Annotated in this window: 12 protein-coding genes; 8 read left to right on the top strand and 4 right to left on the bottom strand. The window is 51.8% G+C overall.

Going from position 1 to position 15,722, the window contains the following annotated elements; genetic code table 11:
• The first annotated feature begins 76 nt into the window (after positions 1-76).
• The 6 genes from ABD836_RS07175 (at position 77) to ABD836_RS07150 (ending at position 8,360) form a co-directional block, all read left to right on the top strand.
• Positions 77-1,309, top strand: a complete 1,233-nt coding sequence (locus ABD836_RS07175) for an MFS transporter (RefSeq protein WP_344933977.1) — start codon at positions 77-79, stop codon at positions 1,307-1,309.
• Complete coding sequence (locus ABD836_RS07170; RefSeq protein WP_344933975.1) at positions 1,306-1,896, top strand: chalcone isomerase family protein; 591 nt, start codon at positions 1,306-1,308, stop codon at positions 1,894-1,896. Before ABD836_RS07175 ends, ABD836_RS07170 begins: the two co-directional genes overlap by 4 nt.
• 153 nt (positions 1,897-2,049) lie before the next feature.
• Positions 2,050-4,527, top strand: a complete 2,478-nt coding sequence (locus ABD836_RS07165) for a TonB-dependent receptor (protein ID WP_344933973.1) — start codon at positions 2,050-2,052, stop codon at positions 4,525-4,527.
• A gap of 157 nt (positions 4,528-4,684) precedes the next feature.
• On the top strand, positions 4,685-5,533 hold the full coding sequence (locus ABD836_RS07160) for a mechanosensitive ion channel family protein (RefSeq protein ID WP_344933971.1): 849 nt from the start codon (positions 4,685-4,687) through the stop codon (positions 5,531-5,533).
• Positions 5,534-5,595: 62 nt separating this feature from the next.
• The gene (locus ABD836_RS07155) at positions 5,596-8,043 is read left to right on the top strand and encodes an acyl-CoA dehydrogenase (RefSeq protein WP_344933969.1); all 2,448 of its coding nucleotides are present in this window, start codon (positions 5,596-5,598) and stop codon (positions 8,041-8,043) included.
• A gap of 17 nt (positions 8,044-8,060) precedes the next feature.
• Positions 8,061-8,360 carry a putative signal transducing protein gene (locus tag ABD836_RS07150; protein ID WP_344933967.1) on the top strand — a complete coding sequence of 100 codons (300 nt, stop codon included), beginning with the start codon at positions 8,061-8,063 and terminating at the stop codon, positions 8,358-8,360.
• Between the two features lie 230 nt (positions 8,361-8,590).
• Here the strand turns inward: ABD836_RS07150 and ilvD are convergent, their stop codons facing one another.
• Positions 8,591-10,432 (bottom strand): dihydroxy-acid dehydratase, encoded by a 1,842-nt coding sequence (gene ilvD, locus ABD836_RS07145; RefSeq protein WP_344933964.1) that lies wholly within the window; start codon positions 10,430-10,432, stop codon positions 8,591-8,593.
• A 181-nt stretch (positions 10,433-10,613) separates the two neighbouring features.
• On the opposite strand from ilvD, the gene ABD836_RS07140 reads away from it, so the two are divergent.
• Entirely contained in the window at positions 10,614-11,786 is a 1,173-nt protein-coding gene (locus tag ABD836_RS07140) for a mechanosensitive ion channel family protein (RefSeq protein WP_344933962.1), read from the top strand.
• Positions 11,787-11,815: 29 nt separating this feature from the next.
• On the opposite strand, the gene ABD836_RS07135 is transcribed toward ABD836_RS07140, so the two are convergent.
• On the bottom strand, positions 11,816-12,301 hold the full coding sequence (locus ABD836_RS07135) for an NUDIX domain-containing protein (protein WP_344933959.1): 486 nt from the start codon (positions 12,299-12,301) through the stop codon (positions 11,816-11,818).
• Positions 12,302-12,399: 98 nt separating this feature from the next.
• Here ABD836_RS07135 and ABD836_RS07130 point away from each other — a divergent pair, with 98 nt between their 5' ends.
• Positions 12,400-13,188, top strand: coding sequence for an SDR family NAD(P)-dependent oxidoreductase (locus ABD836_RS07130; protein ID WP_344933957.1), 789 nt, complete (start codon positions 12,400-12,402; stop codon positions 13,186-13,188).
• Positions 13,189-13,211: 23 nt separating this feature from the next.
• On the opposite strand, the gene ABD836_RS07125 is transcribed toward ABD836_RS07130, so the two are convergent.
• On the bottom strand, positions 13,212-14,183 hold the full coding sequence (locus ABD836_RS07125; RefSeq protein ID WP_344933955.1) for a sensor domain-containing diguanylate cyclase: 972 nt from the start codon (positions 14,181-14,183) through the stop codon (positions 13,212-13,214).
• Positions 14,184-14,414: 231 nt separating this feature from the next.
• Positions 14,415-15,593, bottom strand: a complete 1,179-nt coding sequence (gene hemW / locus ABD836_RS07120; RefSeq protein ID WP_344933953.1) for a radical SAM family heme chaperone HemW — start codon at positions 15,591-15,593, stop codon at positions 14,415-14,417.
• Positions 15,594-15,722: the final 129 nt, after the last annotated feature.

Genomic DNA, 15,722 nt, shown 5'->3' with positions numbered 1-15,722 from the left:
ACATCAACCATAAACAGATCAGCCACGACAAACGTTTGGCAGGGCAATTATTAATGCCTCTGTTATGGAGAGTTAAATGCGGAGTCCGTTCCGGGCTTGGCGGTATCTACGATACGCCTTGCCGGGTTTACCATTAGCTGCTTTGGGCCTGCCATTCTATCTTTATGCGCCACTATGGCTTGCTGAGCAGGGCGGCTATGGTTACAGCATAGTTGGTATTGTGTTCTTTGCTGCTCGGTTCAGCGACGTGTTGAGCGATATGCCTGTCGGGGCATGGATCGATAAGCACGGAAGCAAGCGATATCTTTGGCTCAGTGCCTGGTTACTCACTGCCAGTAGTGCGCTAGCCTTAGTTTTTTTACCCCACCCTTGGCCGCTGCCACTGCTCGTTGCCGGTTTGGTATTACTCATGCTGGGATGGACGGGCATTACTGTACCTTGGCTAGCGCTCCCTGTGAATCTCTCTTTTTCGGCGGTAGATCGATTGCGTTATAACAGCAGTCGCGAAGCAATGTTGCTGCTGGGCACCCTGCTGGCAATGGTTTTACCGGCCATGCTGGCATCAAAAAATATCCCCTTAGTTATCCTGTTTGTGCTTTGCTTGTTGCTGCTGGCGGTGTACTTGCAGGGTAGCCAAGGGTCGGTGGTTGGAGATCGGCAGTCACTGGGTCTAAACGTATTATTTGCTGATGTGCGGCTACGTAGCTTAGCACTCCCGTGGTTTACCAATATGTTGGCTAACGCCATTCCCGGTACGGTGCTTATACTTTATATGCGTGAAGTGCTGCAGGCTGAAGACGATCTAGCAATTGTGTTAGTGAGCTATTTTCTGGCGGGTTTAGCCGGCGTGCCGTTTTGGTATTTCTTGGCGAGACGAATCGGCAATTTACGGGCTTGGCGGGTAGGTTTGTGCAGTTCAGCGCTATTGTTTAGTTCTGCAGCGCTGTTGGGCGAGGGCGATGTCGGGTGGTTTATCGCGATCAGTATTGGTACCGGTCTGGCCCTGGGGGCAGACCAAGCATTGCCCGCGGTAATGCAAACGGGCTTGGCTCAGACATTGTCTGCTGAACACGGTGGGGCTGTCATAGCGGCGCGGATGTTCGCCTTGTGGAGTATGTTAGGGAAAGCCGCCATGGGAGTGGCTGTCGGCATTTCGTATTTGTGGCTGGGCAGCCAGGCGGAGGCTGCAGCGCCGCCAGTATGGGCGATCAGCGGTGTATACGTTTTGGCGCCGGTAGCACTCAAATTATTGGCGTTTATTATGTTGGGCCGCAAATCACTGATTAATATTGAGGGGGATGGCAAATGAAAGGCGGACGCAGCGTTAAAGGTCATTGGACTCGGGTACGACGTATTTTGCTGTTCCTTGTCATTGTATCCCACGCCACGGGTTTGCTGGCGGCGGCTAATTGGCAGACCGTGAGCAGTGAGTATTTCAGTTTGCTTTGGAAAAAAATAACCTACACCCAGTTGCAAGTGGATCCACAGCAAGCTCTGCCTGACGCGGGTGATATTCTTGCGCCTGAATACGCCAAACAAATCATTATTGAATATAAGATTGGCGTTTCTGCTGAGCGCTTTCGCGATATGACCGAAAAGGCCCTAGCTGGCGCCTATTCGCAGGCCGAATTGCTTCCTGCGGCTGGGGATATTGCGCGATTTTCCAGCTGGTACCAAGATGTCGAAAAGGGTGATAAATATCGTCTTGCCTGGCGGCCGGCGCAAGGCTTGCAGCTTTATTTAAATGATACGTATTTAGGGGTGATTGATGACCCAAATTCCGCTGCGCTGATATTAAGTGTGTGGCTGGGGCCGGCGGCAGTGAGTGAATCCCAGCGCGATACGATGTTAGCGGCGTGGCGTCGAGCGCTTACTAACACCAAAAATAAGCTCTAGTTGCTGTGCGTTTTCGCTAGGTTATTGAAATAAAAGATAATAACCAAATGGTATAACCTTAGAACATTTCATGCTCGGAGCAGTCAATTGCTTGAAAACCCTAGGCTGAATCCCTAGCATGCGCTGCTGATAGCCTGCCGGGAGTGAGTTTAGGTGAACAAGTCGACCAAATTGTCCTTAGTATTGTTAAGTTTAGCCCCTGTGCTTGGGGTCAGCGCGCAAGAAAATACACAAACTCGGCGTGGTCTTAGCATCGAAGAAGTTTTGGTCACGGCGCAAAAGCGTGAAGAGGGCGCGAATGATATTCCCTTGGCGATTGCTACCTACACTGGCGAAGACCTTGTTGCCTTAGGGGTGAGTGATACCCGTGACCTTGGCAAATTACTGCCGGGCTTTAACTACGCCGATGGCGGCTTTAACACCCCAATCTACACCTTGCGCGGCGTGGGCTTTAATGAAAATAGCCAAACCGCGAGTGCCACGGTGGGTGTATACGTTGATGAATTCAATTTGCCCTTCCCAATTATGACCAAGGGTAGCAATGTAGACTTGGCGCGGGTGGAAGTACTCAAGGGCCCGCAGGGCACGCTTTATGGCCGCAACACCACCGGCGGCGCCATAAACTATATTGCCAATAAGCCCAGTGACAGCCTGCTTTACGGCGGTAGTATTGGTTATAGCAGTTATGAAACCACTGAAGCTGATGGCTTTATTAGTGGACCACTGTCCGAGACACTTAGTGCGCGCCTCGCGCTGCGTGCGATTAGTAGCAGCGAAGGTTGGCAGCGCAGCCGCACTCGTCACTCCAGTAGTGACGCCTATAATGGCGACACTGGTCGTAATCTTGGTGGTGATTACCAGCAATTTGGCTACGATACCTTGGGCGAGTTCGACAAGCAGAGCGGTCGTTTTTCGCTTAGTTGGCTGCTGAGCGACAATATTGATATTAGCTATCATCTCGACGGTTGGCGTGACCGCTCAGAGCCACAGGCACTGCAAGTGATTGCCATTGAGTCTCAGAATGCAATCTTGGGCGCGGCAGGCTTGCATCCTGAGGTGGCAGATTACCCAGTGAATGACAAAGACACGCAGGACAGCCGCGCGGCCGATTGGCCCAATATTGGTATGGAATTTCGTTTAAACGACAGCTTTTACTCCACTGGTGTGAGAGTGGGCTGGACGCTGTCAGAAAATTTAGACGCGGTATTTTTGGCATCGCTGGGTCGTTTTGAATCCGACGGCAGCTTTATTCCTCAATCCGGTGTGGACACGGTGAACACCGAGCGCAATGTGTTCGCAACCACGGATTACTACAATGTAGAGTGGCGTTTGTCTGGGCGTTATCAAGATGAGGTTTTTTGGCAGATTGGGGTCAATTACAGCGAAGACGATGTTGCCGAGTTCCAGCGTTTGCATCACGAGACGGTGAGTATTATTTTTCCTGTCGACGCGCCCAATGGCGATGGTGTTGCCGGGCTCGATAACCGCTCCGGCTTTGACGGCAATCAGATCGCCGAGGTGGCCGCGGTATTTGTGCATGGTGAGTGGGAGTTCACTGACAACTGGACATTAACCGCTGGTGCGCGTTACACCGATGAAGCGCGTAAGTTTAATGGCTGTGGTAGAGACGTGAACGTTGACGATGAGCCCGGCGCGGATCAAGACTCCCCAGGCGCGCAGGACGAGGGCGTCGGCCTAGCGGGCGCTTTTAGCGCCTTAAGTTTGGCGCAGTCGCCATTGGCCGGTTACCTGCCTGGTACAGCGGAGTCTGGTGGTTGTTTTACACTGGACAGTGAAACCCGTCGTCCTGGCCGTTACTTTGGTGAGCTGGCAGAGGATAACGTGTCGGGCCGTCTGGCCTTGGATTGGCTGTTCGCTGAAGACATGTTGGCCTATGTTGCGCTGAGTCGGGGCTTTAAGTCAGGCAGTTTTCCGGTAATTAATATTTCTGACTCTGTGCAGTTTGAGCCGGTTACGCAAGAGCAGCTAGATGCTTTGGAAATTGGCGCTAAATTAACGCTGCTCGACAAATCGATGCAGCTCAATGCCTCGGTGTTTGACTACCGATATAAAGACAAGCAGCTGGTCACCAATTTCCGTGACCCCGTGTTTGGCGCTTTACCGATCTTGCGCAATGCCCCTAAGTCCACGGTGCGTGGTGCGGAGCTGGACGTAAAGTACACGCCGGTTGAGGGCCTCTACTTGTCATTGGCGGCGGCGTACTTAGACACGGAAGTTGAGGAGTTTGTTAGCGGCGACAGCAATGGTGACGAGTTTGATTTTGCCGGCAAGCCCTTTAATTACAGTCCGCGCTGGGAGTACACAGTATTGCTCGACTACGTCTTGCCGGTGTTTGATCGTTATGATTTGTCGATCGGTGTCGACTACAGCTACAGCGGGGAATCCAATGCGTCTCTTGAGCAGGACGAGCGCTTTTTTATTGATGACTACGGCATAATTAATGCCCGTGTCGCCTTGGCGCCTACCGCTGGACCTTGGCAGCTTATGCTCTGGAGCCGCAACCTCGGCGACGAGTACTACTATAATAATGTCACTAATCAACTGGACACGATTGGCCGCTATACCGGTATGCCGGTGACCTACGGTATTAGCCTGTCTTGGCAGCCATAAAAACTCGCTGTTTTAGCGACAGGCGCCTATATTAAGTAAATGATATAGGCCGCGCCGCGGCCACTCACCGAGGGCCGCAATCATTACCGTCGACAGTTTTTTCATTTCACTTAATAGCTATCTTACCTACCCTTTGGTCAGCTTGGGTAAAAACCCGGTGACCTTGGGCACCCTGCTTACTGGCTGTGTGGTGGTAGGCATGGCCATGGTGGCGTCGCGCGTATTGCGGGGCAGCTTGCGCTCGGTGGCGCAGCGACGCGCGTCGTTTTCTAGCAGCATCCTGTACACCATTGAACGGCTAATCCATTACGTGGTCTTGAGTATAGGGGTGTTTATTGCCCTGTCAGTGATTGGTATCGACTTTAGCAAACTCGCATTGGTGGCCTCGGCACTTTCTGTGGGTATCGGTTTTGGTCTGCAAGCTATCTTCAGCAATTTTGTATCCGGCTTGATTATTTTGGTTGAGCGCGCCCTGAAAGTAGGCGACTACGTGCAATTGGAAAGCGGCGTAATTGGTGTCGTTTCTGAAATTACAGTGCGGGCTACCATTATTACTACCTTGGAAAATGCCGAGGTAATTGTGCCAAATTCCGAATTTGTTAACGGCAAGGTCACAAATTGGACACACACCAATAATTACTGCCGTTTGCGTATCCCTTTTGGTGTTGCCTACGGCACCAACAAAGAACGCATGCGCGACGTGGTGTTAGCGGCAATTAAGGAGCTGCCGCAGACCTTGTTGGATTTTCCGGGTCGAGCACCAACCGTGATTATGAAAGGCTTTGGTGACTCAAGTTTAGACTTTGAATTACTGGTGTGGGTGAAACCCGAATACGCCGCCCAGCAGAGTGGCACCCGCTCAGTATTTTTATGGGCAATAGATAGCGCCTTGGTCGACGCCAATATTGTGGTGCCCTTTCCGCAGCGGGATCTGCATATTGTTTCTGGGTTTAAGTCTAACGTCGACGCGGAACAAAATACGGCTCCGCCGGAGCAAGACATGTAAGGCTTATCGAATATCGGGCTTGGCAGGCTAAGCGCATCACCACTTAATTTGGAGATTGTAATATGGCCAGCGTCTTGAGCATTTTAGCGTTTGTATTTTTACTGTTTTTTATTTTCTATCGACGGCTGTCTTTGCATACCGGCGCAGTGGTTTTGGTATTGGCGTGGTTGCTACTCGGACTAAGTAGTCCAATATTCCTTCACCCCTTGAGTTTATTAACCCTGTTTGCGGGTTTAGCGCTGCTCCTTTATACGCCGCTGCGTATACGAGTGTTGTCGGCACCGGCCATGGCCGGACTCAAAAAAATGATGCCGCCGATGAGCGATACTGAGCGCGAAGCGCTAGATGCGGGGACCACTTGGTGGGAGAAAGAATTATTTTCGGGGCGCCCTGATTGGTCGGTGTTTGAAGAGATAGACCTGTCAGAGCTCACCGCAGAAGAGCAGGCTTTTATCGACGGCGAAACCAATGAACTGTGCGCGCTGCTATCAGAATGGCAAATTCATCATGAGAGCAAAGACCTTTCCCCAGAGGTTTGGCAATTCATAAAAGACAAAGGCTTTCTGGGACTGATTATTCCACCCGCTTATGGCGGATTGGGCTTTAGCGCCTACGCCCAGAGCCGAGTGGTGAGCAAAATTGCCAGCCGTTCAACTGTTGCGGCCGTCACCGTGATGGTGCCCAATTCCTTAGGGCCGGGCGAGCTGCTGCTAAAGTACGGCAGTGATGAACAGAAAAACTACTGGCTACCGCGCCTAGCAAAGGGTGACGAACTGCCCTGCTTTGGCTTAACGAGTCCGGAAGCGGGTTCTGATGCCGGCGCGATTCCTGACACGGGTGTGGTCTGCGAGCAAGACTATGACGGTAAGCGGGTACTTGGCGTTAAGTTAAATTTCTCTAAGCGGTGGATTACCTTAGCGCCAGTAGCCACAGTGGTGGGTTTGGCCTTTCGGCTCAGCGACCCCGATGGTTTGATTGGCAACGAAGTCGAGCGGGGTATTAGCTGCGCCCTAGTGCCCGCGACACTGCCGGGGGTGGAGATTGGTCGGCGACACAATCCCGGGTCGGCATTTATGAATGGCCCAATTACTGGTGAAGATGTGTTTATTCCAATGGACATGCTCATTGGTGGTCAGGATTATATCGGCCAGGGTTGGCGTATGTTGGTCGAGTGCTTAGGCGCTGGGCGCGGTGTTTCGCTACCGGCGCTGTCCACCGCTGGCGGTGAAATGAGTTATCTGCTGGTAGGGGCTTTCGCCCGTATTCGCCGGCAATTCGGTATTCCGGTTGGTAAGTTTGAAGGGGTGCAAGAGGCCAGCGCCGAGATTGCAGCCTCGGCCTATATGCTTGAAGCATACAGGGCCTTGGTTACCCGCGCGCTGGAAGATGGCGCGCCTTCGGTACTTACCGCGATGGCTAAATACCACGCCACTGAAAGTTTGCGCGGCGTGGTTAATCACAGCATGGATATTCTTGGTGGGCGCGGTGTTCAAATGGGACCGCGCAATTTTATGGCCTTGGTTTATCAAACCGTGCCGATTGCGATTACCGTTGAAGGCGCGAATATATTAACGCGTTCGATGATAATTTTTGGCCAGGGCGCGATGCGCTGCCACCCATACTTGGCCGACGAATTAGCGGCACTTAGCGACGAATCTGCCGATGCACTGCCGCGTTTTGACGGCTTGCTAATGGCGCACCTCGGGCATACCGCGGAGGTATTTAGTCGCGGTATTCTACTCGGCCTCAGTGGCGGCCTCCTGGCAAAACCAAAATGCGGCAATAGCGAATTGTCAGCGCGTTGGTATCGCCATATTAATCGTTATAGCGCGGTCTTTGCGGCGAGTGCTGACATTGCCTTGCTGACCTTAGGTGGCGATCTGAAGCGTCGCGAATTACTGTCGGCACGCTTGGGCGATGTGCACAGTCAACTCGTGATTGCCTGCGCCATACTTAAGTTTCATGATGCGCAAACGCCCGACGAGGCAAATGCCTTGCACGCGGAGTACGCCTTAAAACACTGCTTTATGAGTATGAATACCGCGCTTGCAGCTTACTACCGTAACTTGCCTATCAAAGCCTTGGGCGTCACATTAAAAGCCGCGTTTTTCCCTTGGGGTATGCCGCAGTGGACGCCGTCTGACGACGAGGTTCGCGCGCTGGGTGAGTTGATTATGCAGCCGAGTTCGGTGCGAAATCTTTTGGCAGATAAGGTTTATCTCAGTCCTGATCCAGAAGATGCACAAGGCCGTATTCTATACACTTATCAGCTCTTGGCTGCAGTGGAAAAAGATTATGAACATTTTCTAAGCCTCGACAAACAAGGTGAGCTCGCTGGGGACTCCGTCGCCGAAAAATTGGCCAGCGCAGTCGCTGGTGGTCAATTGAACCAAGCCCAAGCCGACGCGATAGCAGCCTATGATGACTGTCGTTACGACAGCCTGTTGACCGACGCCTTCGATGCGAGTCTCGACAAGGTCGATGTTCGCCCACTTAGGCCAGAAGCGTAACCGGAGTGCGAAGCGCAGTGAAGAAAGTTTTTACGGATGCAAATTTAAGTTTGGTCGCCAATGCGGCCAACGTTTTGCATATGGCTGGCTTGGCTAGTGAGATGCGCAATACCTACGCCGGGGGCGCTAGCGGTGGTCTTGCCTTTACTGAGGTATGGCCGGAACTTTGGGTTGCGGAAGAGCATCTTGCGCAGGCACAGACCTTATTGGCGGTGTTAAGTGAGGAGGATGATCGCGAATGGCACTGCTCACAGTGCAAGGAAGGTAATGGTGCAAACTTCAAGTTGTGTTGGCGTTGCGGCGCATCAGCGACGTAATAACAGTCAGGCGATTTTTTTTGTGACTGGAGTAGTAAATTTCACCAAGAATGATGGCTAGGGGTATTTGCCTATAAATATCGACGCAGACATGCGGTATAGTTTGGCTTGGCGTGAGCTTAATGTCGACGCTATGAATTATTGGGACGGCTGGCAAACTCAGTTGCGTGAGCATGCCAGTAATCTTACGGGGCCTTTATTGGCCCCTTTTTTCTTTCTATAGTCGGCGTTTATAGCTGGCTAACATCTCGCACGGCACCCTTGTCGGCACTGGTTACCATTGCAGCATAGGCTTTTAGGGCTGCAGAGACTTTGCGAGGGCGTTCTTTAACTGGCTTCCAGCCGTCGGCGCCCTTGGCATCCATCGCTTTGCGGCGCTTATTGAGCTCGGCTTCGTCTACCAACACGTTTATGCCGCGATTTGGTATATCGATACGGATAATATCGCCTTGTTCAACTAAGCCAATGGCGCCGCCCGCCGCCGCTTCTGGTGAGGCGTGGCCAATCGACAAGCCAGACGTACCACCGGAGAAGCGGCCGTCGGTTAGCAGTGCACAGGCTTTACCCAAGCCCTTAGATTTTATGTAGCTGGTAGGGTAGAGCATTTCTTGCATACCGGGGCCGCCTTTGGGGCCTTCGTAGCGAACAATAACAACGTCACCGGCTTTCACTCGGTCATTTAAAATGTCGTCTACTGCGCTTTCTTGGCTTTCGCAGATATGGGCTGGACCTTCAAATACCAGAATGCTTTCGTCTACGCCGGAGGTTTTAACCACACAGCCGTCTACCGCAATATTGCCGAACAGTACCGCTAAGCCGCCTTCGAGAGAGAAGGCGTGATCTATTGAACGAATACAGCCATTTTCGCGGTCGGCGTCGAGTGAGCTCCAACGGGTATCTTGGCTAAAGGCGGTTTGGGTGGGAATACCTGCGGGCCCGGCTTTAAAGAAGTTTTTCACCGCGTCGTTGTCGGTCGTCATGATATCCCATTGCGCCAAGGCTGCGGCCATGGTGCTGGCATGGACCGTTGGCAGGCTGGTGTCGAGCAGCTCGGCGCGATCGAGTTCGCCGAGGATAGCCATAACGCCACCGGCGCGGTGAACATCTTCCATATGGTAAAGCGGGGTATTGGGCGCCACTTTACAAAGCTGCGGTACTTTCCGCGACAGGGCATCGATATCTTTGAGAGTGAAATCCAGTTCCGCTTCTTGGGCGGCAGCCAGCAAGTGCAGTATGGTGTTGGTTGAGCCACCCATGGCAATGTCCAGCGCCATGGCATTACTAAACGCACTGAATGAGGCAATATTGCGGGGCAGCACAGTGTAATCGTCTTCTTCGTAGTGCTTGCGTGCGATCTCAACGATTCGGCGACCGGCCTCTAAGAACAACTTTTTACGGTCGGCATGGGTCGCCAACAGCGAACCGTTGCCCGGCAGGGATAAGCCCAGTGCCTCGGTTAAGCAATTCATGGAATTGGCGGTGAACATACCTGAGCAAGAGCCACAGGTAGGGCAGGCTGAACGCTCGTATTCGGCAACCTTTTCGTCAGAGGCGCCATCATCCACGGCGATCACCATGGCATCAACCAAATCGAGTTTGTTTTCAGACAACTTGGTTTTACCGGCCTCCATTGGACCGCCGGAAACAAATATCACCGGAATATTCAGACGCAGCGCGGCGTTGAGCATGCCCGGGGTGATTTTGTCGCAGTTAGAAATACACACCATGGCATCGGCGCAGTGGGCGTTAACCATGTACTCCACAGAGTCCGCAATAATGTCACGACTCGGCAGGCTGTAGAGCATGCCGTCGTGACCCATGGCGATGCCGTCGTCAACCGCGATGGTATTGAATTCTTTGGCGACGCCGCCAGCTTCTTCGATTTCTCTGGCAACTAACTGGCCCATGTCTTTAAGATGCACATGGCCGGGTACGAACTGCGTGAAAGAGTTAACTACCGCAATGATCGGCTTTTCAAAGTCGCCGTCTTTCATGCCGGTGGCGCGCCACAGTGCGCGGGCACCCGCCATATTGCGGCCAGAGGTTGTCGTCTTGGAACGGTAAACAGGCATAATTTTCCTCGCGGGTGGTTCGCAGAGCGGTATTTTGAACAATTGCTATTGGGCGGCAGTTTAACACAGAGCGCGGCGCCTTCGTATGCGGTAAATAGTGCATCAGCAAGGTTTCACGCAGGTGTCTATACTCGTGGCTATGAGTATGATGCAGTCTTACACCAGTAAAGAGGTTTGTTGAATGGATGATGCCTTAGACGTAGTCGTCAGCGTAGCGCCGAACTGGCTGGGCCAGTGGGGGCCGTTTGCCGTAGTGATGGTACTCCTATTTGGCAGTTGGCTGTTTACCCGAAAAGTCTTTGCGGTCCAGAAAGGTCACGGTGTCGATACGCGGTATCGTGAACAGGGTACGCGCTTGGCCTTCCGCCTTAGCGGCTTGCTGCTCGCCATCAGCACTATTCCAATGAACGGCGAATTACGCGGCCAGCTATTAAGCTTAGTAGGCCTGTTAATGAGTGCTGCGATTGCCTTGTCGTCGACCTCGGTCATGGGCAATTTAATGGCGGGCTTTATGCTGCGCACGGTGAATAGCTTTCGCGCCGGTGATTATATTGAATTTCGCAATGAGCTGGGTCGCGTGTCCCAGCGGGGTTTGCTGCACGTTGAATTTCAGAATGAAACTAGCGAGCTGGTGACGGTACCGAATCTGCTGCTGGTGCAAGAACCGTACAACGTGGTGCGAGCCTCGGGCACGGTGGTGTCGGCGGAAGTATCGTTGGGCTATGACGTTGACCGCCGCGATATAGAGACCGCCCTATTGATCGCGATTGAGGCGGCGGAGCTTGAAAACGGTTTTGTGCAAATCCGAAATCTCGGTGATTTTTCGGTAAATTATCGCGCTAGTGGTTGGTTGAAGGAGGCGGCTTTGCTCGTGAGCGCTCGCTCGCGATTGCGGGGCAAAATACTGGATGCGCTGCATGAAGCGGGCATCGAAATTGTGTCGCCGAACTTTATGAATCAGCGGCCACTGCCGCCAGAGCAAAAGTTTATTCCTAAGCGTCGCTACCAAGCACACCCGGATGAGGACAAAACCGGCCATGCTGAGGAAATCTTGTTTAATAAGGCGGAAGTTGCGAGTGCCGTGGAACAGCTGCAAATCAAAATTAAGAAACTGAAAGACTCGCTGAACGCGGAAGTAGCAGAGGGCGAAGAAGCGCCTGATCGGGATGCCTTAAAAGCGGAACTCAGTGCGCTCACCGAGGAATTAGAACTCGCCCGCCAGTTGGCAAAAGACGAGATCGCAAGAGATCGTGATACCAGCAGTGAGGAAGACGAAGAAGCCGCGGCAGAGGGTGCCGAGGCCAAAGAACTCACGCCGGATGAACCCGAGGACGCACCGCCTAAGGCTAAATAGCCGCAGGCGGTGATAGCAATGCGATGAGTTTATTCTGCGGCGCGTAGGGAGTTCTGCCATTCGCTAATTGCGAGTCCAGTGCCCATTGGCCAGGGCTTGATTTCTAGTGCGGGTACAATTTTATAATCGTCAAGCTCATGGTTGAGTTTGATTTCGCCCGCTGCGCGAACATGGTAGGCAATAATCACTTGGTTTTGCTGGGCAAAGGGGTAGACCCCGATCAATTTTGTTTCTAGGGCGTGGAGGTTTAATTCCTCCAGTGTCTCACGGCGAGCGCATTCTTCCGGGTCTTCGCCAGCTTCCAAAAAGCCCGTGATAATAGAATAAAAACTTTTAGGCCAGGCCACGTTGTGGGCCATCACCACTCCGCCATCCACTTCGACGATCATAGCGACTACCGGTACGGGGTTATTCCACAGTACAAAACCGCATGCCGTGTCGGGGCAGCCTTTACGAATCTCACTGTCGATCAGTATTTCGGCAATTGGGCTGGCGCATTGGGGGCAAAAATTCATCGTGGCCTCTTTTATCGTGATTAGCAGCAGATGATTTTGCCACAGACTGCCGGTGTGCGACTATGTTGGTATAACGTTAATTTACAGGGCGGTTCACCATGGATCTAAACCTAAAGAATAAAGTAGCCCTTGTTACTGGAAGCAATCGCGGCACCGGCGAGTGCATTGCCGCTACCTTGGCCAGCGAAGGTGCACGGGTGGTCTTTCACAGCAACGAACAGGGTGGCGCTGATGCCGCAGTAGCTGCTGTTGATGGCGCATTGGGAGTGTGGGGCGATGTCAGTACCGAGGAAGGCTGTGAGCAAGTCTTAGCACAGACCCGCGCTGCTATTGGCGAAGTCGATATACTAGTGAATAACTACGGCACCGCAACCGCGGGTAAATGGGCGGTGAGCGACACCAATGACTGGCTGGATATGTACCAAAAAAATGTGCTATCGGCCGCGCGCTTAATACAAGGTTTGGTACCGGCAATGAAAACCAAAGGCTGGGGGCGTATTGTGCAGCTGGGTACTATTGGCAGTCATCAGCCCAATAGTATTATGCCGCATTACTATGCGGCAAAAGGGGCTTTGGCGACTATGAGCGTCAGCCTAACAAAAGAATTGAGTCACACTGGTATCACGGTCAATACTATTTCACCGGGCTATATTCGCACGGCGGAATTAGAGGCTGGCTTCCGCCGCCGCGCTGAGAAAAAAGGCTGGGGCGATGATTGGAGTGACATTGTTAAACATATCGTGGCCAGCGAGTACCCCAACCCTTGTGGGCGGATAGCGGAGCGGCAAGAGGTTGCCGATTTAGTGGCGTTTATCTGCAGCGATCGCGCGGGTTTTATCAATGGCCAGAATATTCGTATTGATGGTGGCGCGGTTTGTTATGTGTAAGCGTGGGCTTTATGCTGGCAGTATTAACCGCTAATTAGGCGCATGTGCCTTGCGACGGCTACTTGATTGCGGCCGCCGTGTTTTGCTTCGTACATGGCGCGATCGGCTTCCTCAGTGAAATAACTGGGTGACACGCCACGCATGGGTACTCCAACATAAATACCCGCGCTCACTGTAATCACATCTGATGTCTTGGATTTTTCATGGGGGATGGCAAGTTCTTCAATTCGCAACCTAACCGTCTCTACATGGTTTAAAAAAGTCGATTCATCGGAATCACTGGCCGAAAGCACGACGAATTCTTCGCCGCCATACCGAGCGCAAATATCCGCTTCGCGACTAAAATCATCGTTGATTTGACTAGCCACGAGACGCAAGGCGTCGTCGCCGGCACTGTGTCCGTAGAAGTCGTTGTATTCTTTAAAATAATCAATATCCAAAAATGCTAGACTCAATGGTGTTTGATAGCGTTGGTGAAAGGCGCAGAGTCGTTTAAGTTCGCGGTCAAAGAAGCGACGATTATAGAGCTGTGTCAAAAAGTCGTGAGTGGCCATATTGTCGAGCTGAGAATTCTTTTTCTCTAAGAGTGAATTCTGAAGCTCAATTTTTTCTTGGTATAGAACCTGCTCATTGATGTTGTGTAAAACACAGATGAAATGGGTGAGTGTATTGTTGTTCAATACTGGGGATATACAAAGATCATTCCAGAAAAAATCGCCGGATTTAGTATTGGATTGTTTTGTGTAGCGAATGCTTTCGCCCGCGTGTAGCGCTGCGGTAATCTCTTGTTCAGTGACCGTGGTGTCACTGGTAAGGCGCGCCATTAAATTACAATCACTACCGACAAGAGATTGGCTGTCATAGCCCGTGAGTGTTTCAACAGCTTTGTTGGTATAAATAATTTTGCTGGGCTTACCTTTGGCCTCAATACTCGCAATGATCACGCCTTCCGATGTCGCAGACAGGGCTGTCTCGAGTAATTCTCTTTCGATCATCGTTTTTAATCCTTTAACTGTTGGTATTTGTGTGTCAAAACTCCTTCTTATTGAGTAGCGACAATAGAGATCCTTGCTAGCGTGTTGTGATAAATATCTTCGCCAGACAAACACGCTAGCGCGCCTCCTGCCGATTAACGATACGTAGTTTCCACGATTACAGAGTAAATAGTCTTTAAGAGTTTGATTCGCAAGAAAGAAAAATAAACAGTTGTTGCGGCATAACTTGAGTTAGCTGGGTAAAAATTCGCTGAGGATGCTGTCGATCAATTCAAAGCCTCGATGACTTGGCTTGATTAGCAGGGATTCTTCCTCAAGTAAGCCTTGTTTCACGAGCTTAGCCAGAGTCGGCTCTATGGTTTGGCTATCGAGTCCGGTACGTTCACTGAATAATTGTCGGGTAAAACCTTGCTGCAGGCGCAGCGAGTTCATCATAAATTCCAGCGGTAAATCGATGGCGTCGATCAGCTCGGTTTTACTGCTGCGCGAGGGCTTACGTTGTAGATAGTCTTCGGGCTTACGAGTTTTTTGGTAGCGCAGGACATCGCCATTGGCGAGACTGATTTTGCCGTGGGCGCCAGCGCCGATGGCGAGGTAGTCACCAAACTGCCAATAATTAAGATTGTGGCGGGCCTGATGCCCAGGTTTGGCAAACGCCGAAACTTCATAACGAGCAAAGTTATTGGCAGCAAGCAGCGCGCCTCCGGCGTTTTGAATACGGTGCATATCGGTTTCAACGGGAAGCGCCGGTGGCCGTTTGTAAAACTCTGTATTGGCCTCGATGGTAAGTTGATACCAGCTGATGTGGGGCGCGCCGGCGGCGATGGCGGTATTTAAATCTCGAAGTGCATCGTCGGGCGTTTGTTCGTTTAGGCCGTGCATTAGATCAATATTAAAATTGCTAAAGCCTGCCTCCTGCGCGCAGGCAATAGCGCGCAAGGCATCATCGCTATTATGAATGCGCCCCAGTTTTGTGAGCTGGACAGGGTCAAAACTTTGTACGCCAATCGAGAGGCGATTAATACCCGCAGCACGATAGCCCTCAAAACGGCCCTGTTCCAAGGTGCCGGGATTGGCTTCGAGGGTAATCTCAATATCATCGGCGAATTTGAGGTGCGTTTGTAAACCTTTAAATAAGGTCTTATATGCGACTGCACTGAATAAGCTCGGTGTGCCGCCACCAATAAAAATACTTTGCAGCTCACGACCCTGAATGAAATCTAAATCCTGTTCAAAGTCTTCCAGCATCGCAGCAATATATGCCTGCTCGGGCAACTCACCCTTTTGCTCGTGGGAATTAAAGTCACAGTAAGGGCACTTGCGCACGCACCAGGGAATGTGGATGTACAGAGATAAGGGGGTTACCTGTGGTCGTCCGGTATCGAAGGTGTTTAATGGGGAGTCGTTCATAGCCGGACTTTACTTGTGATGGTTCGCTGCGGACTGCCAGTTTAGCATTATTCATTGTCTCTTTGTTATTGAGCGCGGCCTATGGCGCGTCGTTAAGGCTGGGCGTGAGCGGCGCATTCAGCGTAGAGA

It is taken from the genome of Zhongshania borealis (genome assembly GCF_039539625.1).
GTDB lineage: Bacteria > Pseudomonadota > Gammaproteobacteria > Pseudomonadales > Spongiibacteraceae > Spongiibacter > Spongiibacter borealis.
This window is presented reverse-complemented; position numbering and strand designations above follow the sequence as displayed.